At 71.7% G+C, this 22775-nt stretch carries 14 protein-coding genes and 1 pseudogene; 14 read left to right on the top strand and 1 reads right to left on the bottom strand.

Going from position 1 to position 22775, the window contains the following annotated elements; translation table 11 throughout:
• Window positions 1-424: pseudogene (locus tag VE614_RS08030) on the bottom strand (hypothetical protein); the annotation flags it as partial.
• 136 nt (window positions 425-560) lie between these two features.
• Here VE614_RS08030 and VE614_RS08025 point away from each other — a divergent pair.
• The 14 genes from VE614_RS08025 to VE614_RS07960 all read left to right on the top strand — a co-directional run bounded on the left by VE614_RS08025 (window position 561) and on the right by VE614_RS07960 (window position 22755).
• The gene (locus tag VE614_RS08025; RefSeq protein ID WP_324934096.1) at window positions 561-3212 is read left to right on the top strand and encodes a valine--tRNA ligase; all 2652 of its coding nucleotides are present in this window, start codon (window positions 561-563) and stop codon (window positions 3210-3212) included.
• A gap of 162 nt (window positions 3213-3374) precedes the next feature.
• Complete coding sequence (gene folC, locus VE614_RS08020) at window positions 3375-4898, top strand: bifunctional tetrahydrofolate synthase/dihydrofolate synthase (RefSeq protein ID WP_324934094.1); 1524 nt, start codon at window positions 3375-3377, stop codon at window positions 4896-4898.
• Between the two features lie 5 nt (window positions 4899-4903).
• Window positions 4904-5260: a DUF4233 domain-containing protein gene (locus VE614_RS08015; RefSeq protein WP_324934092.1), complete on the top strand. Its 357-nt coding sequence runs from the start codon at window positions 4904-4906 to the stop codon at window positions 5258-5260.
• Window positions 5261-5325: 65 nt separating this feature from the next.
• Window positions 5326-5739: a nucleoside-diphosphate kinase gene (ndk, locus tag VE614_RS08010; RefSeq protein WP_324934090.1), complete on the top strand. Its 414-nt coding sequence runs from the start codon at window positions 5326-5328 to the stop codon at window positions 5737-5739.
• Window positions 5740-6069: 330 nt separating this feature from the next.
• Entirely contained in the window at window positions 6070-7089 is a 1020-nt protein-coding gene (locus tag VE614_RS08005) for a rod shape-determining protein (RefSeq protein ID WP_006133575.1), read from the top strand.
• A 194-nt stretch (window positions 7090-7283) separates the two neighbouring features.
• Window positions 7284-8240, top strand: a complete 957-nt coding sequence (gene mreC, locus VE614_RS08000; RefSeq protein ID WP_324934087.1) for a rod shape-determining protein MreC — start codon at window positions 7284-7286, stop codon at window positions 8238-8240.
• A 16-nt stretch (window positions 8241-8256) separates the two neighbouring features.
• The gene (gene mreD, locus VE614_RS07995; RefSeq protein WP_324934085.1) at window positions 8257-8928 is read left to right on the top strand and encodes a rod shape-determining protein MreD; all 672 of its coding nucleotides are present in this window, start codon (window positions 8257-8259) and stop codon (window positions 8926-8928) included.
• Between the two features lie 196 nt (window positions 8929-9124).
• On the top strand, window positions 9125-11440 hold the full coding sequence (mrdA, locus tag VE614_RS07990; RefSeq protein ID WP_324934083.1) for a penicillin-binding protein 2: 2316 nt from the start codon (window positions 9125-9127) through the stop codon (window positions 11438-11440).
• Window positions 11437-12636 carry a rod shape-determining protein RodA gene (rodA, locus tag VE614_RS07985; protein WP_324934082.1) on the top strand — a complete coding sequence of 400 codons (1200 nt, stop codon included), beginning with the start codon at window positions 11437-11439 and terminating at the stop codon, window positions 12634-12636. The genes mrdA and rodA overlap by 4 nt, the downstream gene beginning before the upstream one ends.
• A 65-nt stretch (window positions 12637-12701) precedes the next feature.
• Window positions 12702-14204: a CYTH and CHAD domain-containing protein gene (locus tag VE614_RS07980; protein WP_324934081.1), complete on the top strand. Its 1503-nt coding sequence runs from the start codon at window positions 12702-12704 to the stop codon at window positions 14202-14204.
• A gap of 95 nt (window positions 14205-14299) precedes the next feature.
• Window positions 14300-16225 carry a TIGR03960 family B12-binding radical SAM protein gene (locus tag VE614_RS07975; RefSeq protein WP_324934080.1) on the top strand — a complete coding sequence of 642 codons (1926 nt, stop codon included), beginning with the start codon at window positions 14300-14302 and terminating at the stop codon, window positions 16223-16225.
• A 79-nt stretch (window positions 16226-16304) separates the two neighbouring features.
• Complete coding sequence (locus tag VE614_RS07970) at window positions 16305-17327, top strand: hypothetical protein (protein WP_324934078.1); 1023 nt, start codon at window positions 16305-16307, stop codon at window positions 17325-17327.
• Between the two features lie 136 nt (window positions 17328-17463).
• Window positions 17464-18261: a TIGR03936 family radical SAM-associated protein gene (locus tag VE614_RS07965; protein WP_324934076.1), complete on the top strand. Its 798-nt coding sequence runs from the start codon at window positions 17464-17466 to the stop codon at window positions 18259-18261.
• Between the two features lie 246 nt (window positions 18262-18507).
• The gene (locus VE614_RS07960; protein ID WP_324934074.1) at window positions 18508-22755 is read left to right on the top strand and encodes an Rne/Rng family ribonuclease; all 4248 of its coding nucleotides are present in this window, start codon (window positions 18508-18510) and stop codon (window positions 22753-22755) included.
• Window positions 22756-22775 lie beyond the last annotated feature (20 nt).

The raw sequence follows: 22775 nt of genomic DNA, 5'->3' as shown, positions 1-22775 counted from the left end.
CGCCCTCGGACTTCTTGTACTCGCCGAGGACCGTCGCCGGGGTCGTCAGCTTGTGGGGGCCGTCGTCGGCGACGTCCGAGTTGCCGCCGCTGCCGCCGGCGAGGAGGAAGTACGCGCCGACCGCGATGGCCGCGACGACCGCGACCGCGCCGATGACCAGGCCGGTCTTCTTCTTGCCGCCGGACGGGACGGGGGGCTGGGGTGCACCGTAGGGGGCCTGGCCGTACGGGGGCTGCTGCGGCGGGACGCCCTGCGGGGCCTGCTGCGGGTAGCCGTAGGCCGGTTGCGGCTGGCCGGGGGTCTGCTGGGGGTAGCCGTAGCCGGGCTGGGGTGCCTGCGGCTGCTGGCCGTAGGGGCCCGGCTGACCGTACGGCCCGGGCTGCTGGGGCTGCCCGCCGTACGGGCCCGGCTGGTTGTAGCTCATTACTGGGTTCCCCTCCAGATGCTTATGCGTACCTGACATCCTGGCGCAGGTGGCGGGAACCCACCGCATCGGGGTGCGCACTGTTACGAAGGAATCGGGTTTCGGGACCTGCCCGTGACACCCCTAAACTGAGCCCGTGACCGAGAACACTCAGCAGCAGCCGCCAGCGACCACCACCGAACTGCCGACCCAGTACACGCCGGCCGAGGTAGAGGGGAAGCTGTACGAGCGCTGGGTAGAGCGGGGTTACTTCGAGGCGGACGCCAAGAGTGAGAAGCCGCCGTTCACCGTCGTCATCCCGCCGCCGAACGTCACCGGCAGCCTGCACCTCGGGCACGCGTTCGAGCACACGCTCATCGACGCCCTGACCCGCCGCAAGCGGATGCAGGGCTACGAGACGCTGTGGCAGCCGGGCATGGACCACGCCGGCATCGCCACCCAGAACGTCGTCGAGCGGGAGCTGGCGAAGGAGGGCAAGTCCCGGCACGACCTCGGCCGTGAGGCCTTCGTCGAGCGCGTCTGGCAGTGGAAGGCCGAGTCCGGCGGGCAGATCTCCGGGCAGATGAAGCGCCTCGGTGACGGCGTCGCGTGGTCGCGCGAGCGGTTCACCATGGACGAGGGGCTGTCCCAGGCCGTCCAGACCATCTTCAAGCGGCTCTACGACGACGAGCTGATCTACCGCGCCGAGCGCATCATCAACTGGTGCCCCCGCTGTCTGACCGCGATCTCCGACATCGAGGTCGAGTACCAGGACGACGACGGCGAGCTGGTCTCCATGAAGTACGGCGAGGGCGACGACACCATCGTCGTCGCCACCACCCGTGCCGAGACCATGCTCGGTGACACCGCCGTCGCCGTGCACCCGGACGACGAGCGGTACCGGCACCTCATCGGCAAGCTCATCAAGCTGCCGCTCACCGACCGCTCCATCCCGGTCGTCGCCGACACCCACGTGGACCCCGAGTTCGGCACCGGCGCCGTCAAGGTGACCCCGGCCCACGACCCGAACGACTTCGAGATCGGCCAGCGGCACGATCTGCCGTCCATCACCGTCATGGACGAGCACGCCGTCATCACCGCCCACGGCCCCTTCCAGGGCCTGGACCGGCTGGAGGCCCGCTCAGCCATCGTCGCCGCGCTGCGCGCCGAGGGCCGGATCGTGGCCGAGAAGCGGCCGTACGTCCACTCGGTGGGCCACTGCTCGCGCTGCAAGACGACGATCGAGCCGCGCCTGTCGATGCAGTGGTGGGTCAAGGTCGGCCCGCTGGCGAAGGCCGCCGGCGACGCCGTCCGCGACGGCAAGGTCAAGATCCACCCGCAGGAGATGGAGAAGCGGTACTTCGACTGGGTGGACAACCTGCACGACTGGTGCATCTCGCGCCAGCTGTGGTGGGGCCACCGTATCCCGGTCTGGTACGGCCCGGACGGCGAGGTCGTCTGCGTCGGACCGGACGAGGAGCCGCCGTCCGGCGAGGGCTGGCGCCAGGACTCCGACGTCCTGGACACCTGGTTCTCCTCCGGCCTGTGGCCGTTCTCCACGCTCGGCTGGCCGGAGCAGACCGACTCGCTCGCGAAGTTCTACCCGAACTCCGTCCTGGTCACCGGCTACGACATCCTCTTCTTCTGGGTCGCCCGGATGATGATGTTCGGCCTCTACGCGATGGACGGCACCCCGCCGTTCCACACCATCGCGCTGCACGGCATGGTCCGTGACCAGAACGGCAAGAAGATGTCGAAGTCCTTCGGGAACGTCGTCAACCCGCTGGACTGGATGGACAAGTACGGCTCCGACGCGCTCCGCTTCACCCTCGCGCGCGGCGCCAACCCGGGCGTGGACGTCCCGATCGGCGAGGACTGGGTCCAGGGCTCCCGCAACTTCGCCAACAAGATCTGGAACGCCACCCGCTTCGCGCTGATGAACGGCGCGACGGTCGAGGGCCCGCTGCCGGACGCGTCGAAGATGTCCTCGACGGACCGGTGGATCCTGTCCCGGCTGAACTCCGTGGTCGCCGAGGTGGACGCGTACTACGAGGACTACCAGTTCGCGAAGCTCTCCGACGCGCTGTTCCACTTCGCCTGGGACGAGGTCTTCGACTGGTACGTCGAGCTGTCCAAGACCACCTTCCAGGCGGGCGGCGAGCCGGCCGAGGTCAGCAAGCGGGTCCTCGGCGAGGTGCTCGACGTCACCCTGCGGCTCCTCCACCCGGTGGTGCCGTTCGTGACGGAGACCCTGTGGACCACGCTGACCGGTGGCGAGTCGGTCGTCATCGCCGAGTGGCCGGAGGCTGTGTTCGTTCCCGGTGCCGACGCGCCGGGCGGCTTCCGTGACGCGGACGCCGAGCGGGAGATCGCGACCCTCCAGTCCGTCATCACCGAGGTCCGCCGCTTCCGCGCCGACCAGGGCCTCCAGCCCGGCCAGCGGGTCCCGGCCCGCCTCGCCCTCGACGGCACGGCCCTCGCGCCGCACGAGGCCGCCATCCGCCAGCTGCTGCGCCTTCAGCCGGAGGGCGAGAGCTTCTCGGCGACGGCGACCCTGCCGGTGGCGGGCGTCGAGGTCGCGCTGGACCTGTCGGGCGTGATCGACGTGGCGGCGGAGCGCAAGCGGCTCGCCAAGGACCTCGCCGCCGCCGAGAAGGAGAAGGCGCAGGCCAAGGCCAAGCTCGGCAACGAGGCGTTCCTCGGCAAGGCGCCGGAGCCGGTGGTGGAGAAGATCCGCACGCGGCTCGCCAAGGCCGAGGAGGACATCGCCCGGATCACCGCCCAGCTGGAGAAGCTGCCGCCGGCGTAAGGGTTCGCAGGGAGGCGAAGGCCCTCGGTGCTGGAAAGCGCCGGGGGCCTTCCCCTGCCCGGAGGGGCGCGGGAACCGCGCGAGCAGGCACGGACCGCCCGCGGCCGAACGACAGGAGAAGCCACCCCCACCTTTGTCACCGCCGCTCCGTAGACTGGCCCCGTGAGCGACATCCCCGGCACCAGCGACCAGAGCGACCAGCCCGACCCCCTCGACTCCTTCGACGAGATCATCGAGGCGGAGACCGAGCGCGACCCCGACCTCGCGGTGATCGAGGCCGGCAGCCGCACCCTGCGCACCCAGGGCGGCCCGCCGCAGGCGGACGTGCCCGCCCGGCCGGAGGACCCGGAGGTCGACAAGGCGCTGCGCGAGGTCGAGGCGGAGCTGGCGACCCGCTGGGGTGAGACCAAGCTGGAGCCGTCGGTCTCCCGGATCGCCGCGCTGATGGACGTGCTGGGTGACCCGCAGCGGTCGTATCCCTCGATCCACATCACGGGGACGAACGGCAAGACGTCGACGGCCCGCATGATCGAGGCCCTGCTCGGCGCCTTCGAGCTGCGTACCGGCCGGTACACGAGTCCGCACGTACAGTCGATCACCGAGCGGATCAGCCTGGACGGCGCACCGATCTCGGCGGAGCGGTTCATCGAGACGTACCAGGACATCAAGCCGTACGTGGAGATGGTCGACGGCTCGCAGGACTACCGGCTGTCGTTCTTCGAGGTGCTGACGGGCATGGCGTACGCCGCGTTCGCGGACGCGCCGGTGGACGTGGCGGTCGTCGAGGTCGGCATGGGCGGTTCCTGGGACGCCACCAACGTCATCGACGGCGATGTCGCCGTGGTCACCCCGATCGACCTGGACCACACGGACCGGCTGGGCGACACGCCCGCCGCGATCGCCGGTGAGAAGTCGGGGATCATCAAGCAGGACGCGACCGTGATCCTGGCGCAGCAGCCGGTGGACGCGGCGCAGGTGCTGCTGAAGAAGGCCGTCGAGGTGGATGCCACGGTGGCCCGGGAGGGCCTGGAGTTCGGCGTGGTGGCCCGGCAGGTGGCCGTCGGCGGGCAGCTGCTGACGCTGCGCGGGCTGGGCGGCGAGTACACCGAGGTGTATCTGCCCCTGCACGGCGCGCACCAGGCGCACAACGCGGCCGTGGCGCTGGCCGCGGTGGAGGCGTTCTTCGGCGTCGGTTCGCAGCGCCCCGAGCCGCTGGACATCGACACGGTCCGCAAGGCGTTCGCGGCGGTCTCCTCGCCGGGCCGCCTCGAGGTCGTACGGCGGTCGCCGACCGTGGTGCTGGACGCCGCGCACAATCCGGCGGGCGCGCGGGTGACGGCCGAGGCGGTCGGGGAGGCGTTCCAGTTCAGCCGGCTGATCGGTGTGGTGGGCGCGAGCGGTGACAAGAACGTGCGCGGGCTGCTGGAGGCGTTCGAGCCGGTCTTCGCCGAGGTCGTCGTGACGCAGAACTCCAGCCATCGCGCGATGGACGCCGACGAGCTGGCCGCGGTCGCGGTGGAGGTGTTCGGCGAGGAGCGGGTGCAGGTGGAGCCGCGGCTGCCGGACGCGCTGGAGGCGGCGATCACGCTGGCCGAGGAGGAGGGCGAGTTCGCGGGCGGTGGCGTGCTGGTCACGGGGTCCGTGATCACCGTGGGCGAGGCCCGGCTGCTGCTGGGGAAGGGCTGAGTTCCGTGCGTACGCTGTGTGCTTCGACGCTGATCGGCGAGTTCTTCATCATCGGTTTCGCGGGGCTGGTCGCGATGAAGGATCCCGACCTGTCCATGTCGACGGTGTGGACGGTCAGCGGGATCGCGATGTTCCTGTGCCTGGTGCTGTGCGGGATGGTGACCCGGCCGGGCGGGGTCGCTCTCGGGTGGGCGCTGCAGATCGCGCTGATCGCCTCCGGGTTCGTGGTGCCGACGATGTTCTTCATGGGCGTGCTGTTCGCGGCGCTGTGGTGGGCGTCGGTGCATTTCGGGAGAAAGGTGGACGAGGCGAAGGCCCGATTTGCGGCGCAGGCGGATTCTTCTCAAGCTGACGCTGCGTAACAGCGCCTCGGGGTCGCCCTGTAGCCTCGACCCACCCCGCAGAACTTGATTCAAAGGAGTCCGTCGTGACCCAGCGCACCCTCGTCCTCCTCAAGCCCGACGCCGTTCGTCGTGGTTTGACCGGCGAGATCATCAGCCGTATCGAGCGGAAGGCCGGCTGGCAGATCACCGCGCTGGAGCTGCGCACCCTGGACCAGGAGACGCTGGAGCAGCACTACGGCGAGCACAAGGGCAAGCCGTTCTACGAGCCGCTGGTCGCCTTCATGTCCTCCGGTCCGGTCGTGGCGATGATCGTCGAGGGTGAGCGGGTCGTCGAGGGCGTGCGGCAGCTGGCCGGCCCGACCGATCCGATCGCCGCCGCGCCGGGCTCCATCCGTGGGGACTACGGCGTCATCGTCCGCGAGAACCTGATCCACGCCTCCGACTCCGAGGAGTCCGCCGAGCGCGAGGTCAAGATCTTCTTCCCGGGCCGCGCCTGACCCCGCGGCCGGACCCTGCCCGGTTGCGAAAGTTCCAGGGAGTTTCCTGAAAGGGTGTCAGTTCGCCCGGCATGACGATCCAGCCACGGCCGTACGTTTTCGGCCGTGGCTTGGCATATGCCGTGGCGATCGGGGGAACGGTTGCCCCCGTTGGACCGTCTCCACAAGCGAGGCGGCGCGCCATCTGCTGACAATGGCGGAGACCCTCGCGCAGTTGCCGTGCAGGCGCGTCTACGATGGAAGCCTTCACGTCACAGCACCCACCACGCCGACCTGACAAGCCCTCAAAAGCTCCGTGGGAAGGCCAGACGAATCCTGATGGGGAACTCAATGTCGTTCATCGGCCGTGACATGGCTGTCGACCTCGGGACCGCCAACACGCTGGTGTACGTCAGGGGTCGCGGGATCGTACTCAACGAGCCGTCCGTCGTCGCGATCAACACCAACACCGGTGGCATCCTCGCGGTCGGTGCCGAAGCGAAGAAGATGATCGGGCGGACGCCGGGCAACATCGTCGCCGTGCGCCCCCTGAAGGACGGCGTGATCGCCGACTTCGAGATCACCGAGCGCATGCTCCGCTACTTCATTCTGAAGATCCACAAGCGGAGGTATCTGGCTCGGCCGCGCGTCGTCGTCTGTGTGCCCTCCGGCATCACCGGCGTCGAGCGTCGCGCCGTCATCGAGGCGTCGTCCCAGGCCGGCGCCCGCCAGGTGCACATCATCGAGGAGCCCATGGCCGCCGCCATCGGCTCCGGCCTGCCGGTCCACGAGGCCACGGGCAACATGGTGGTGGACATCGGCGGAGGCACGACGGAGGTCGCGGTCATCTCGCTCGGTGGCATCGTCACCGCCCAGTCCATCCGCGTCGCGGGCGACGAGCTGGACAACGCGATCATCCAGCACATCAAGAAGGAGTACTCGCTCCTGCTGGGTGAGCGCACGGCCGAGCAGATCAAGATCACGATCGGTTCGGCGTACGACCTGGACACCGACGAGCACACCGAAATTCGTGGCCGGGACCTCGTCTCCGGGCTGCCCAAGACCGTCGTCATCTCCGCCGCGGAGGTGCGCAAGGCGATCGAGGAGCCGGTCAACGCGATCGTCGACGCCGTGAAGACCACCCTCGACAAGTGCCCGCCGGAGCTGTCCGGCGACATCATGGACCGCGGAATCGTTCTGACCGGCGGCGGCGCGCTGCTGCGCGGTCTGGACGAGCGGCTGCGGCGCGAGACGGGCATGCCGATCCACATCGCCGAGGACCCGCTGGACAGCGTGGCGCTCGGCTCCGGCAAGTGCGTCGAGGAGTTCGAGGCCCTGCAGCAGGTGCTCGACGCCCAGCCGCGCCGATGACCCGCCATGGCGCCGCTGACACGCCATGACGATTCCGCCGTACGAGACGATCCCCTCCCGTGCGGCGGATCGTTGGCATAGCGGCATAAGCTCACCCACCAGTTCCTGTTACCCACCAGTTCCTGTTACCCACCAGGTCCTGGACATCAGTTCCTACCCACCGGTTCCGACGAGGAAGGGCACGGCCGCCGCACGTGAGGGACACACGAGAGAGCCGGCTGCTCCTGGTGCTGCTGATCGCCATCGCGTTCGCACTGATCACGGTGGACATCCGCGGCGGGGAGGACTCACCGGTCGACGGTGCCCGGCGCGCCGCGGCCTCGGTCTTCGGCCCGATCGAGAACGGAGTGGCGTCCGCGGTCGACCCGGTCGGCAACGCGATCGCGGCCGTCCGCGACTCCGGCGAGCGGCACGACCGGATGGCCGAGCTGGAGCGCGAGAACGCGGCGCTGAAGGCGAAGCTCGGCAGCGACGACCGCAACCGCAGCAGACTCCAGCAGCTCGACAAGCTGCTGAAGATCGCCGGCGCGGGCCAGTACGGCATCAAGGGCGCCGAGGTCATCGCCATCGGAGCGGCGCAGGGCTTCTCCTGGACCATCACCATCGACGTCGGCGCGAACGACGGCATCAAGCGCGACATGACCGTCCTCAACGGCGACGGGCTGGTCGGCCGCGTCACCACCGTCGGCCCGAACACCTCCACCGTGCTGCTCGCCAGCGACCCGGACTTCACCGTCGGCACCCGCATGGAGGGCAGCGACGAGCTGGGCTTCGCCTCCGGCCAGGGCGACCGCCCGCTGCGCGTGGAACTCCTCAACGGCAAGGCGCAGATCAAGAAGGGCGACCGCCTGGTCACCTTCGGCTCGCAGGCCGACAAGCCGTTCGTGCCGGGCGTCCCCGTCGGCGTGGTCTCCCGGGTCGACCCCTCCGGCGGCGACCTGACCCGCACCCTCTACGTCACGCCGTTCGCCAGCTTCACCAAGCTCGACGTCGTCGGCGTCGTCGTCCAGACACCCGCGAAGGACCCGCGCGACACGGTCCTGCCGGACAAGCCCAGGCCGACCCCGAGGCCCACCGTGACGGTGACGGTCACCCCGTCCGCCGGGGCACCCGCCGACGGCGGGTTCCAGCAGCAAGAGCAAGACCAGTAGGGGGAGCTGACCTGTCATGCGCTTCAACCGGATCCTGCTCTCCTCCGCCCTGGTGGTCGTCGCCCTGGTTCTCCAGGTCAGCGTCCTCGCGCGGCTGCACCTCCCGGGCGCCGTCCCGGACCTGCTGCTGCTCACCGTGCTGGGCCTGGCGCTGGTCTACGGCCACGTCGGCGGCGCGCTCGTCGGCTTCGGCGCCGGACTGCTCGCCGACCTCGCCCCGCCCGCCGACCACGCCGCCGGCCGCTACGCGCTGGTGCTGTGCGTCGTCGGCTACCTCGCCGGGCTGGTCAAGCCGGAGAACGGCCGGCTGAAGTCGGCCACCGCCCCGCTGGCCGTGGTCGCCGCCGCCGCGATCGGCACGACCCTGCTGTACGCCGGGGTCGGCGCCCTCGTCGGCGACACCGCCGCCCGCCATGTCGGCCTCGGCAGCCTGCTGTTCACCGCCGTCCTCTACGACCTGCTGCTCGCGCCCTTCGTCGTCCCCGGCATCATGGCGCTCGCCCGCCGCGCGGAGAACGACCCGCTCGCCGAGACCGGCCCCGCCGCCCAGGGCACCGACATCTCCGCCGGCTGGCTCGCCTCCGGCACCGGGCTGCGCATCGGAGGACAGCGGAGCGGCCTGAGAGTGAAGGTCGCCCGGGCCCGCACCGCCCGCGCCGGGCGCATCAAGGGGGTCAAGCGGCTGTGAATCCGGCGGAGTTCACCACAACGGGTGAATCTACGAGGAACCGCAGGTCACGATCCCTTCGTTTCTCACTCGTCATCGCCTCACCCCCCATCGCCTCACCCCCCATCGCCTCACCCCCCATCGCTTCACTCCTTTCCGCCTCACCCGCACCCGTCAGCACCGACCCGTCCGCGCACTGAGAGGGGGAGCAGCCGCAGTGACCAACATCCCCGAGACCGGACGGACGCCACGCGTCCAGATCCGGCTCATCGTCATCCAGGTCCTCGTCCTCTCCCTGCTCGGCACCCTCGGCGGCCGGCTCTGGTATCTCCAGATCCGCCAGGGTTCGGAGTACGCGAAGGAGGCCTCCGGCAACCACGTCCAGCAGGTCGTCCAGCCCGCCGTGCGCGGCTCCATCCTGGACGCCCGCGGCGTGCCCCTCGCCGACAACGAGACCCGGCTGGTGGTCTCCGCATCCCGCACCGAGCTGATGAAGATGAAGGACGACGGCGAGGCCGTCCTCACCAAGCTCGCGGGCGTGCTCGGGATGACGCCCAAGGAGGTCAAGGAGAAGGTCCGGCTCTGCGACGCCGAGACCCCCCAGCCCTGCTGGAACGGCTCGCCGTACCAGCCGATCCCCATCACCGACGAGGCCACCCCCCGCCAGGCCCTGCAGATCCGCGAGCGCGCCGAGGACTTCCCCGGCATCACCGCCGAACCACAGGCCGTGCGCCGCTACCCGAGCCCCGGCAAGGCCAACACCGCCCAGGTGCTCGGCTACCTCTCCCCGGTCACCGACGAGGAGATCCAGCAGGCGCAGGACACCGACTCGCCGTTCCTGCGCTCCGACCAGGTGGGCCGCTCCGGCCTGGAGCGGCAGTACGACAAGGCCCTGCGCGGCAAGGCCGGCGTCACCCGCTACGAGGTCGACAACCTCGGCCGGGTCATCGGCCAGGCCGAGTCCGACGCCGCCCAGCCCGGCTCCAACCTCGTCACCAGCATCGACGCCCGCGTCCAGCGCGTCGCGGAGTACGAGCTGAACGAGGCGATGAAGGAGGCCCGCAAGGCCTGGGACCGCAACACCCAGGAGCGGTACAAGGCCGACGCCGGCGCGGTCGTGGTGATGGAGGCGAAGACCGGCCGGATCGTCGCCATGGCCTCCAACCCGACGTACGACCCCAACGCCTGGGTCGGCGGCATCTCCGCCAAGGATTACAAGAAGCTCACCGGCAAGTCCTCCAACTACCCCCTGCTCAACCGGGCCATACAGGGTCAGGCCGCCCCCGGCTCCATCTTCAAGGTGGTCTCCACGGCCGCCGCGGTGCAGGCGGGCTACGACTTCGACGGCCGCTACGAGTGCTCCAGCGCGTACTCGGTCGGCGGCCAGGTCTTCAAGAACTTCGAGTCGCAGAACCACGGCGCGATCGACCTCGGCCGCGCCCTGGAGGTCTCCTGCGACACCGTCTACTACCGCCTCGCGCACAGCGAGTGGAAGAAGGACGGTGGCATCGCTCCCAAGGGCAAGCCCAACGACTGGTTCTACAAGGCCGCCCACCAGTTCGGCCTCGGCAAGGAGACCGGCATCGACCTGCCCAACGAGGTCACCGGCCGGGTCCCGGACCGCGAGTGGAAGCAGCGGTACTGGGAGGCCAACAAGGACGCCTGGTGCCGCACCGGCAAGAAGGACGGCGACTACGTCGAGCGGATCTCCTACGAGAACTGCCTCGAAGGCAACAAGATGCGCGCCGGTGACGAGATCAACTACTCCATCGGGCAGGGCGACACCCTGGTGACCCCGATCCAGATGGCCACCATCTACGCGGCCATCTCCAACGGCGGCACCCTCTACACCCCGACCGTCGGCAAGGCCGTCATCAGCCCCGACGGCAAGAAGGTCACGGAGATCGAGCCGAAGGCGCACGGCAGGCTCCCGGTGAGCGGGCAGACCCTCGCCCAGATGGACGAGGCCCTGGCCGGCGTCGCCACCCGGGGTACCGCCGCCTGGCGGTTCGGCGGCTGGCCGCAGGACGAGATCCCGATGCACGCCAAGACCGGCACCGCCGAGGTCTACGGCAAGCAGACCACCTCCTGGTTCGCCACCTACACCGACGACTACGCGATCGTGATGACCATCTCCCAGGGTGGTACGGGCTCCGGCGCCTCCGGCCCCGCCGTCCGCAACATCTACGACGCGCTGTACGGCGTCTCCGACGACGGCTCCATCGACAAGAAGAACGCCCTGCTGCCCGCCCCGCAGAAGGACCTGCCGAAGATCCAGACCGACGGCTCCATCATCGCGCCCAAGCTCCCCAAGGACGTGGCGAAGGAACAGCAGGCCAAGCAGAAGGCCCCCGAGGACGCGGCGGAGCAGCAGCAGGCCGCGGCGGCGACCGTGCCCTCGCCGGAGACCGGCAACCGCCAGACGCGCCGGCGCGGCAGAACCGGCCGGCCCCGGGGCGGCCGTGGTCAGGGCAGCTGTCGGGCGAGCCGCCAGGGAAGCCGACGTCACGGAAGCCGGAGGACCCAGTCATGACCGGCGTCAACAGCTTCCAGGTCTCCGGATACGGCCCCGAGCGCGCCGGGTGGACGCGACTGTTCGCCCGCGACTCGATGGCCCGCCGCCTCGACTGGCCGATACTGCTGGCGGCGCTCGCGCTGTCGCTGATCGGCTCGGTGCTGGTGTTCTCGGCGACCCGCAACCGCACCGACATCAACCAGGGCGACCCGTACTTCTTCTTCCTCCGGCACCTGCTGAACACCGGGATCGGTTTCGCCCTGATGGTCGGCACCGTCTGGCTCGGCCACCGCACCCTGCGCACCGCCGTGCCGATCCTCTACGGCGCCTCGGTCTTCCTGATCCTCATGGTGCTCACCCCGCTGGGCTCCACCGTCAACGGCGCCCACTCCTGGATCGTGATCGGCGGCGGCTTCTCGCTCCAGCCCTCGGAGTTCGTGAAGGTCACGATCATCCTGGGCATGGCGATGCTGCTGGCGGCCCGGGTGGACGCGGGTGACAAGCCGTACCCGGACCACCGCACCGTCCTCCAGGCCCTGGGCCTGGCCGCCGTGCCCGCGCTGATCGTGATGCTCATGCCCGACCTCGGCTCGGTCATGGTGATGGTGGTGATCGTGCTGGGCGTGCTGCTCGCCTCCGGCGCCTCCAACCGCTGGATCTTCGGGCTGATCGGCACCGGCACCGCCGGGGCGCTCGCCGTGTGGCAGCTGGGCATCCTGGACGAGTACCAGATCAACCGCTTCGCCGCCTTCGCCAACCCCGAGCTGGACCCGGCCGGCGTCGGCTACAACACCAATCAGGCCCGCATCGCCATCGGCTCCGGCGGGCTGACCGGCTCCGGGCTGTTCCAGGGCTCGCAGACCACCGGCCAGTTCGTGCCGGAGCAGCAGACCGACTTCGTCTTCACCGTGGCGGGGGAGGAGCTGGGCTTCGTCGGCGGCGGACTCATCATCGTGCTGCTCGGCGTGGTGCTGTGGCGGGCCTGCCGGATCGCCCGGGAGACCAGTGACCTGTACGGCACGATCGTGGCCGCCGGGATCGTGGCCTGGTTCGCCTTCCAGTCCTTCGAGAACATCGGCATGACCCTCGGCATCATGCCGGTCACGGGTCTGCCGCTGCCCTTCGTGTCGTACGGCGGATCCTCGATGTTCGCGGTCTGGGTGGCGGTCGGGCTGTTGCAGTCGATCCGGGTGCAGCGGCCGATGTCGGCGTGAGGTTCTCCCGGCGCCGGCTCCAAGGCGCCCTGCCGTGCGCTCCCGGCTCGCACTAGATTCGGTCCATGGCGGATACCAAGCGTGAGATCGAGCGCAAGTACACGTCCGACGACAGCGGGCTGCCCGACCTGACCGGCGTCGCCGGTGCGGCGGCCGTCCTCGACCAGGGTGTCGCCGACCTGGACGCGACCTACTACGACACCGCCGACGAGCGGCTGGCGGCGGCATCGATCACCCTGCGCCGCCGCACCGGCGGGTCCGACGCCGGGTGGCACCTCAAGCTCCCGGTCGCCGACGGGGAGCGCGACGAGATCCGTGAACCGCTGTCCGACCGCGTGCCGTCAACGCTGGGCGCGCTCCTGCGCTCCCGGGTGCGCGACGCCGAGCTGGCGCCCGTGATGCGTCTGCGCTCGACGCGTGACGTGCGCCATCTGGTGGACGCCGACGGAAACCTGCTCGCCGAGGTCAGCGTGGACGCCGTGCGGGCCGAGCGGCTCAGCGGGGGCGGCGGGACGGCGGAGTGGACCGAGATCGAGGTGGAGCTGGCCGACGGCGGTGACCCGGCGCTCCTCGACAAGGTCGAGAAGCGGCTGCGCAAGGCCGGTGTGCGCCCCGCCGAGTTCCCGTCGAAGCTGGCGCGGGCACTGTCCGAGACCGGCGGAAAGGGGCAACCCCGCAGGGACGACCGGGCCGAGCCGGTCACCGCCGGCGACCATGTGCTGGCGTACGTGCGAGCGCAGCGGGACGCGATGGTCGACCTCGATCCGGCCGTGCGCCGGGACCTGGCGGACTCGGTGCACCGCATGCGGGTCGCGACCCGGCGGATGCGCAGCGCGTTCAGGGCGTACCGCACGGTTCTCGACCGCACCGTCACCGACCCGATCCGTGCCGAGCTGAAGTGGCTGGCGGGCGAGCTGGGTGAGAGCCGCGACCACGAGGTGCTGGCCGAACGGATCAGCGCTGCCGTCGGCGAACTGCCGCCCGACCTGGTCGTGGGGCCGGTCCGCGACCGGATGCGCGCCTGGTCGGAGGCGAAGAGCGGGGACGCGCGACGGCGGATCATCGACGTGCTGAACGGGCAGCGCTATCTCGCGCTGCTGACCTCACTGGACGCCCTGCTGGCCGACCCGCCGCTGCGGGCGGCGGCGGCCGGGAAGCCGTCGAAGGTGTTCCCGAAAGCCGTGGACAAGGCCAATGACGTCGTGGCCGGACTGGTCGAGCGGGCCCTCGACACCCCGCCCGGGCGGGACCGCGACGTGGCGCTGCACGAGGCGCGCAAGAAGGCCAAGCGGGCGAGGTACGCGGCGGAGGTGGCGGCTCCCGCGCTCGGCGAGCCGGTGTCGAAGCCGATGAAGTCCATGAAGGACCTGCAGAAACTGCTCGGTGAACACCAGGACAGCGTGATGAGCCGGGAGGCGCTGAAGGAGCTGGCCCGGCAGGCGCACGAGGCGGGGGAGAACTCCTTCACCTACGGCCTGCTCCACGCCAGGGAGGAGCGGCGGGCGGCCGAGACGGAGGAGGCCCTTCCGCGGGCGTGGGCGGTGGCCCGGCGGAAGGCGTCCGTCTGAGGCGTCCGTCCGAGGCGTGCGGGGCACCGCGCGCGGCGCGTTACGCTTGATGGTCACCCCTGCCAGCTCCGCCAGCTCACAAAGGTAACGTCGCGATGTCTGTCGACTCGGTCTTCCCGCAGCTCGAAGCTCTGCTCCCGCATGTGCAGAAGCCGATCCAGTACGTCGGCGGAGAGCTCAACTCCACGGTCAAGCCGTGGGAGTCCTGCGACGTCCGCTGGGCGCTCATGTACCCGGACGCGTACGAGGTCGGTCTGCCCAACCAGGGCGTCCAGATCCTCTACGAGGTGCTGAACGAGCAGGACGGCGTCCTCGCCGAGCGCACGTACAGCGTGTGGCCGGACCTCGAGGCGCTGATGCGGGAGCACGGCGTCCCGCAGTTCACCGTGGACAGCCACCGGCCGGTCAAGGCCTTCGACGTGCTCGGCGTCAGCTTCTCCACCGAGCTGGGCTACACCAACCTGCTGACCGCGCTGGACCTGGCCGGGATCCCGCTGGAGGCCGCGGACCGGGGGCTCGACGACCCGATCGTGCTGGCGGGCGGGCACGCGGCGTTCAACCCGGAGCCGATCGCCGACTTCATCGACGCGGCGGTCATCGGCGACGGCGAGCAGGCCGTGCTCGACATGACGAAGATCATCCGCGAGTGGAAGGCGGAGGGCCGCCCCGGCGGCCGCGAGGAGGTGCTGCTGCGGCTGGCGAAGACCGGCGCGGTGTACATCCCCGGCTTCTACGACGTGGAGTACCTGCCGGACGGCCGCATCGCCCGGGTCGTGCCGAACCGCAGCGGCGTGCCGTGGCGGGTGTCCAAGCACACCGTCATGGACCTCGACGAGTGGCCCTACCCCAAGCAGCCCCTCGTCCCGCTCGCGGAGACCGTCCACGAGCGGATGTCGGTGGAGATCTTCCGCGGCTGCACCCGCGGCTGCCGCTTCTGCCAGGCCGGCATGATCACCCGCCCGGTGCGCGAGCGGTCCATCACCGGCATCGGCGACATGGTGGAGAAGGGCCTGAAGGCGACCGGCTTCGAGGAGGTCGGCCTGCTCTCGCTGTCCTCGGCGGACCACAGTGAGATCGGCGACCTCGCCAAGGGCCTCGCGGACCGCTACGAGGAGGACAAGATCGGTCTCTCCCTCCCGTCGACCCGCGTGGACGCCTTCAACATCGACCTGGCCAACGAGCTGACCAGGAACGGCCGCCGCTCCGGCCTGACCTTCGCCCCCGAGGGCGGCTCCGAGCGCATCCGCAAGGTCATCAACAAGATGGTCTCGGAGGACGACCTGATCCGGACCGTCGCCACGGCCTACGGCAACGGCTGGCGCCAGGTGAAGCTGTACTTCATGTGCGGCCTGCCCACCGAGACCGACGAGGACGTCCTCCAGATCGCCGACATGGCGACGAAGGTCATCGCCAAGGGCCGCGAGGTCTCCCGCTCCAACGACATCCGCTGCACGGTGTCGATCGGCGGGTTCGTCCCCAAGCCCCACACCCCCTTCCAGTGGGCCCCGCAGCTCTCCGCCGAGGAGACCGACGCCCGCCTGGAGAAGCTGCGCGACAAGATCCGCGGCGACAAGAAGTACGGCCGCTCCATCGGCTTCCGCTACCACGACGGCAAGCCCGGCATCGTCGAGGGCCTGCTCTCCCGCGGCGACCGCCGCATCGGCGCCGTCATCCGCGCGGTCTACGAGGACGGCGGCCGCTTCGACGGCTGGCGCGAGCACTTCTCGTACGACCGCTGGATGCAGTGCGCGGAGAAGGCCCTCGCCCCGTACGGCGTGGACGTCGACTGGTACACCACCCGCGAGCGCACCTACGAGGAGGTCCTGCCCTGGGACCACCTCGACTCCGGCCTCGACAAGGACTGGCTCTGGGAGGACTGGCAGGACGCCCTCGACGAGACCGAGGTCGAGGACTGCCGCTGGACCCCGTGCTTCGACTGCGGCGTCTGCCCCGCCATGGACACCCACATCCAGATCGGCCCGACGGGCAAGAAGTTGCTGCCGCTGACGGTCGTGAAGTAGCCGCACCGGCCGCGTAACACCTTGGTGACGCGAGGGCCCCCGCCGCAACGGCGGGGGCCCTCGGCGTGTCCTGGACGGTATGGATCTGGAAAAGCCGCAGGCCGATCGGCAGCGGGACCCGGAAGTCCGGGAGCCCGAGGGGTGCCTCGTCGTCGCGATCCGGCTGCCCGTGCGGATCATCGCGCTGGTCGTCGTGCTGCCCGTGCGGATGCTGTGGGACGCGCTGGTCGTCGTCGGGCGGATCGTGCGGGACACCGTGCTGCGGCCGTTCGGGCGGGCGCTGGCGTGGCTCGGCAAGGCGCTGTTCGTCTGGCCGCTCGTGGCGCTGTGGCGCTGGGTGCTCGTACCGGTCGGGCGGGCGCTCGGCTGGCTGGTGAAGTGGCTGGTCGTGGTGCCCGCGGTGTGGCTGTACCGGCATGTGCTGACACCGGCCGGGCACGCAACCGCCTGGGTCGCGCGCGGCATCCGGGCGGCGCTGACCTGGATCTACGAGCGGCTGCTCACACCGGTCGGGCACGGGTTCCGGTGGCTGACGCGGTACCTGGTCGTCGTGCCCGTGGTGTGGGTGTACCGGTGGGTGCTCGCGCCGGCCGGGCGGGCCGTCGCCTGGACGGTGTACTGGACCGGCCGGGTGCTGTTCGTGCTGCCGGTGCTCGCCGTGTGGCGGTGGATCCTCGTGCCCACCGGGCGGGTGCTCGCGGTCGTCGGACGCGAGGTCTGGACCGCCCTCGGGCACGCCTGGCGGGTCACCGGGCATCTCTCGCTCGCCGTCGGCCGGTTCCTCGGCACCCTCTTCCGGTGGGTCTTCGTCGAGCCGGTGCGCTGGGTCTACCGCACGGTGCTCACGCCGGTCGGGCACGCGGTGCGCGACGCCGTGCTGCGGCCCGTCACGGAGGCCGGCCGTGCCGTGGGCCGGGCCACCCGGCGGGCGCTGACCTCCGTCCGCGAGAGCGTGCGGCAGGCGCGGTACGACGTCCGGCGGATGCTGTTCGGAGAGCCCCGGGAGCGGGTCGCGATGGCCCGGCGGGAACCTGCGGGTGGGGAAACGCGTACTCTAGAAAAAAGGGTCCGGCGTGAGGTTTCCCCGCCGACGCGGGGGTGACCCCCACTGGAGGACGCTGGGAAGGCGTCAGCCGGAATGCTCCCCGCCCTGCGGGGATAGCGCCACGGACCGCTGTACGCAAGGAGAGGTTCCCCTGGGCAAGCGACAGCCCGAAGGCCCGCCGCCCGCACCCGCGGTGCAGCGCATCCGACTGCGCTACACCAAGCGCGGCCGCCTGAGGTTCACCAGCCACCGCGACTTCCAGCGCGCCTTCGAGCGTGCGCTGCGCCGCGCCGACGTACCCATGGCGTACTCGGCCGGGTTCACGCCGCACCCGAAGGTGTCGTACGCCAATGCCGCACCCACCGGCACGGGCAGTGAGGCGGAGTACCTGGAGATCGCGCTCACCGCACCGCGCGACCCCCAGCGGCTGCGGGAACTGCTCGACGAGTCACTGCCCCCCGGGCTCGACATCGTCGACGCGGTCGAGGCACGGACGTCCGGTCTCGCCGACCGGCTGACGGCTTCCGTCTGGGAGCTGCGGCTGGAGGGGGTCGAGCCGGCCGACGCGGCCCGCGCTGTGGCGGCGTTCAACGCGGCCGAGGCGGTCGAGGTGCAGCGTCTGACCAAGAACGGGATGCGCACCTTCGACGCCCGGCCAGCCGTCGCGAGCCTGGAAAGCCTCGACGGAACGGAAACGCACAGTTCGCCGGCTGATAGGCCGACCGACCAGCCCTGTGCGATACTGCGGCTGGTTGTTCGGCACGTGACGCCTGCCGTACGACCCGACGACGTCCTGTCCGGTCTCCGCGCCGTGGCCGACCTGGCGCCGCCGGTCCCCGCTGCGGTGACCAGGCTGGCGCAGGGGCTGTTCGATGAAGAGACCGGCACGGTGACCGACCCGCTCGCGCCCGACCGCGAGGCAGCGACGGCCCTCTCAACGGCCGCTCCCGCTGCCGCTGCGACGGCGCCGACGCCGGAAGGTCCCGCGTAGGGACGGACGTCGTAGCGCCGCCCTCGTACTCGGGAGCCACCTGGGTCGGGCAGCGCACCGACCAGAAGACTTTCGCCAGGCCGTACGCATTCGGCGTACGGAACCGGCGAGACAGGACACAGAGAGCTCCCGTGCGGCGCCCGCGCCCCGGACGGCGGCAGTCGCGCATCGCGCGAGCCGCGGACGTCACCGGCACACCGCCGGACCAGGTGCGGCGCCCGGGAGCCTGACGGGAGAAACGCCCGCATGCTCGAACCGACCGAACCCACGCAGGGTTCCGAACCGAACAACACTCCCAGCGACACCCTGCCGCCGCGTCGCCGGCGCCGTGCCGCGTCCCGCCCGGCGGGTCCGCCCGTCGCCGCTTCCGACGCCCCGGCCGAGACCGTCGCGCCGGCCATACCGGCCGCCGAGCCCGCCGACCTCGCGTCCGCCGACGTCGAGGACGTCGAGGCGACGGAGGACGCCGTCGTGGCCCCGGCCGCCGAGGAGGCCCCCGCCGCTCCCGCCCGCCCGCGTCGGCGTGCGACGCGCCGGGCGTCCGCGCCCGCCGGGTCCCCGTCCGGCGCGGAGCCCGTCGAGACCGTGGTGCCGGCGACCGCCGCTCCGGCCGAGGCCGAGGCGCCCGCCGTGGCGGAGCCGCAGCCTGCCGCAGCCGAGGCGGAGGAGGCCGCGCCGCGGCGTACCCGCCGCCGTGCCACCCGCCGGGTGTCGGCACCCACAGAGGCCTCGGAGGCCGCTGAGGCCGTGGCGACGCCCTCGGCTGCCGGCGGCGGTGAGCAGGAGGCCGCAGCCACCGCGGATACGGCGCAGGACGCCGAGCCCGCCGCTCCCGCCGCTCGTCCCCGTCGGCGTGCCACTCGTCGCGCTTCCGCGCCCGCCGGTGCGCCGGCCGCCGCGGAGGTCGTCGAGGCCGCCGCGCCGCAGGTGAGCGCCGAGCCGGAGCCGGCCGCCGAGGCCCCCGCCGCTGCCGTGGAGACGCCCGCCGAGGCCGCGGAAGCACCCGCCGCCGAGGAAGCCGCGCCGCGGCGCGCCCGTCGGCGTGCCACCCGCCGGGTGTCCGCGCCCGCCGAGGCCGCCGGTACCGAGGCCCCCGCCGCGGCGAAGGCCGCCGACGAGCAGGCCCCCGAGGCCGCGCCCGCCGCCGAGTCGAAGCCCGCCCAGGCCGCCCAGGCGTCCCCGGCCGAGGCCCCCGCAGCCGAGCAGCCCGAGGACACCGCCGCCCCGCGCCGCCGCCGTCGTGTCGAGCGCAAGGCCGCCACCGGGTTCACCGCGCCCGCGCAGCCCGCCGCCTCCGAGGCGCCGAAGCGCCCGGCGCGTCCCGCCGTGGCCGTGTTCCAGCCGCCGGTGTTCACCGAGCCGAGGTTCCAGACGCCGGAGCGGGCCGCGGCCGAGGCCGCCGCCGGGACGGTGGAGGACACCGAGGAGACGCCCGAGACCGGCGAGATCATCCGGGTGGAGGAGTTCACCGCCGAGCAGACCGGCTCGCGGCGCCGTCGCCGCCGCCGGGGTGCCGCGGCCGAGGAGAGCGAACCGCAGGCCGTCGAGGCCCCCGCCGAGGAGGACGAGGCCGAGGACGAGGCCGCCGAGGAGTCCGTCGACGGTGAGGACACCGAGGAGACCGGCTCACGGCGCCGTCGCCGTCGCGGTGGCCGGCGTCGTCGCCGGGGCGAGTCCGCCGAGGGCGAAGCCGGTGAGTTCGGCGAGGGCGAGGCCGAGGAGGTCGCCGCCGCGCAGGCCGCGCAGGACGCCGAGGACACCGCCGAGCAGGTGGAGGAAGACGCCGAGGACGCCGCCGACGACGGGTACGAGGCCGAGCAGGGCCGTGACGGTTCGACCGCGGGCAGCCGTCGCCGTCGCCGCCGCCGCCGCCGTGCCGGGGACGCCGCCGTGGACGTCGAGCCCGGTGAGGGCGACCCGGAGCGCACGGTCGTCAAGGTCCGCGAGCCGCGCAAGGCCGCCGAGCGCGAGCCGTCCGACGAGGTGCAGTCCATCAAGGGCTCGACCCGTCTGGAGGCGAAGAAGCAGCGCCGTCGCGAGGGCCGTGAGCAGGGCCGCCGCCGCGTCCCGATCATCACCGAGGCCGAGTTCCTGGCCCGCCGGGAGGCCGTCGAGCGCGTCATGGTCGTGCGTCAGCACGGCGACCGTACGCAGATCGGCGTCCTGGAGGACGGCGTGCTCGTCGAGCACTACGTCAACAAGGAGCAGTCGACCTCGTACGTCGGCAACGTCTACCTCGGCAAGGTGCAGAACGTGCTGCCGTCGATGGAGGCCGCCTTCATCGACATCGGCAAGGGCCGCAACGCGGTGCTGTACGCCGGCGAGGTCAACTTCGAGGCGCTGGGCATGGCCAACGGCCCGCGCCGCATCGAGTCCGCGCTGAAGTCCGGGCAGTCGGTCCTGGTGCAGGTCACCAAGGACCCGATCGGGCACAAGGGTGCCCGTCTGACCAGCCAGGTCTCGCTGCCGGGCCGCTACCTGGTGTACGTGCCCGAGGGCTCGATGACCGGCATCAGCCGCAAGCTTCCCGACACCGAGCGGGCCCGGCTGAAGACCATCCTCAAGAAGATCGTCCCCGAGGACGCGGGCGTCATCGTGCGCACCGCCGCCGAGGGCGCGAGCGAGGACGAGCTGCGCCGGGACGTCGAGCGGCTGCAGCAGCAGTGGGAGGACATCCAGAAGAAGGCCAAGAGCGGCAACGCGCCGACTCTGCTGTACGGCGAGCCGGACATGACCGTCCGCGTCGTGCGCGACATCTTCAACGAGGACTTCACCAAGGTCGTCGTCAGCGGCGACGAGGCGTGGCAGACCATCCACGGGTACGTCTCGAACGTCGCGCCCGACCTGGCCGAGCGGCTGTCCAGGTGGACCAGCGAGGTCGACGTCTTCGCCACGTACCGGATCGACGAGCAGCTCGCCAAGGCGCTGGACCGCAAGGTCTGGCTGCCCAGCGGCGGTTCGCTGGTGATCGACCGGACCGAGGCGATGGTCGTCATCGACGTCAACACCGGCAAGTTCACCGGCCAGGGCGGCAACCTGGAGGAGACGGTCACCAGGAACAACCTGGAGGCGGCCGAGGAGATCGTGCGCCAGCTGCGGCTGCGCGACCTCGGCGGCATCATCGTGATCGACTTCATCGACATGGTGCTGGAGTCCAACCGGGACCTGGTGCTGCGCCGCCTGCTGGAGTGCCTGGGCCGGGACCGTACGAAGCACCAGGTCGCCGAGGTGACCTCGCTGGGCCTGGTCCAGATGACCCGCAAGCGGGTCGGTCAGGGCCTGCTGGAGTCGTTCTCCGAGACCTGCGTCCACTGCAACGGCCGCGGTGTCATCGTCCACATGGAGCAGCCGACCGCCGCCGGTGGCGGCGGCAAGCGCAAGAAGCGCGCCCGCGCCGGTGCCGCCGAGCTGCCGCACGAGCACGAGCACGAGGCCGTGGCCGAGCCCGTCGAGACGGCGGAGCAGGAGGCGGAGGCCGAGACCGAGACGCTGGCCGAGGTCGCGGCGGAGGCCGCCGAGCCGGTCGCGCTGCCCGCGCCGGACTTCGCGCCGGACGAGGAGCTGTACAGCAGCGTCGCCGAGGCCGAGGCCGCGGTGTCGCGCCGGGGCCGCCGCCGTGCGAGCCGCCGGGTGTCCGCCCCGGCGGGCGCGCCGAAGGCGGAGACCGCCGGTGCGCCCACGGCTCAGGACGTGACCGCCGAGCAGGAGTCCGCGCGCCCGGTGCAGCCGGAGTCGGCCGCCGAGGCGCACGCCGAGCCGGTGGCCGTCGAGGACCCGGTCGTCGAGGCGCCCGCCGCCGAGGCACCGGCCGTCGCCGAGGCTCCCGTGGCCGAGGAGGTCGCGCCCAAGGGCCGTACGCGCCGTCGGGCCACCCGCCGGGTGTCCGCGCCGGCCGGTTCGCCCGCGGCGGCGGAGGCGGCCGTGGTGACCGTCCCGGAGTCCGCTCCGGAGGCCGCGCCGGCCGCTGAGGCTCCCGCCGAGCCCGCCGCCGAGGCGCCTGCCGAGGCGCCCGCCGAGAGCGCCGCGCCGGCCCGTCCGCGCCGCCGTGCGGTGCGCAAGGCCACCGCGCCGACCGCGCCCGAGGAGGCGGCCGTCGTGGTCGTCCCGGCGGCGCCGGCCGAGGCGTCGGTCGCCGAGCGGGCCGCGGAGGAGGCCGAGCAGGCGCTGGTGGAGGCCAAGGAAGCCGCCGCGGCGGCCGCGGAGGGCGCCGAGCCCGCCGAGGTGACCGAGGCGGAGGCCGAGGCCGCGCCGGCGAAGAAGACGGCCCGTAAGACGGCCAAGAAGGCGACGGCGAAGAAGGCCGCCACCAAGACGGCCGTGGCCAAGAAGACGGCCGCGGCGAAGAAGACGACGGCCAAGAAGACCGCCGCGAAGAAGACGACGGCCAAGAAGGCGGCGACGAAGTCGACCGCCAAGAAGGCCGCGTCGAAGAAGACGGCGGCGGCCGAGCAGCAGGCGGCGCCGTCCGTCTCGGCCTCCACCGACGAGGGCTGACGCCCGCGGCTGTGCGGCCG

The sequence above is a fragment of the Streptomyces sp. genome (genome assembly GCF_035645055.1).
In the GTDB taxonomy this organism is placed as follows: Bacteria; Actinomycetota; Actinomycetes; order Streptomycetales; family Streptomycetaceae; genus Streptomyces.
The sequence above is the reverse complement of the archived record's forward strand: the minus strand, read 5'-3'. Positions and strand labels throughout refer to the sequence as shown.

Excerpts from the sequence above, each read along its gene's own strand:
- VE614_RS07975 (WP_324934080.1), top strand. The coding sequence starts at position 14,300 with ATGTCTGTCGACTCGGTCTTCCCGCAGCTCGAAGCTCTGCTCCCGCAT.
- VE614_RS07980 (WP_324934081.1), top strand. The coding sequence starts at position 12,702 with ATGGCGGATACCAAGCGTGAGATCGAGCGCAAGTACACGTCCGACGAC.
- VE614_RS07960 (WP_324934074.1), top strand. The coding sequence starts at position 18,508 with ATGCTCGAACCGACCGAACCCACGCAGGGTTCCGAACCGAACAACACT.
- rodA (WP_324934082.1), top strand. The coding sequence starts at position 11,437 with ATGACCGGCGTCAACAGCTTCCAGGTCTCCGGATACGGCCCCGAGCGC.
- VE614_RS08005 (WP_006133575.1), top strand. The coding sequence starts at position 6,070 with ATGTCGTTCATCGGCCGTGACATGGCTGTCGACCTCGGGACCGCCAAC.
- mreD (WP_324934085.1), top strand. The coding sequence starts at position 8,257 with ATGCGCTTCAACCGGATCCTGCTCTCCTCCGCCCTGGTGGTCGTCGCC.
- VE614_RS07970 (WP_324934078.1), top strand. The coding sequence starts at position 16,305 with ATGGATCTGGAAAAGCCGCAGGCCGATCGGCAGCGGGACCCGGAAGTC.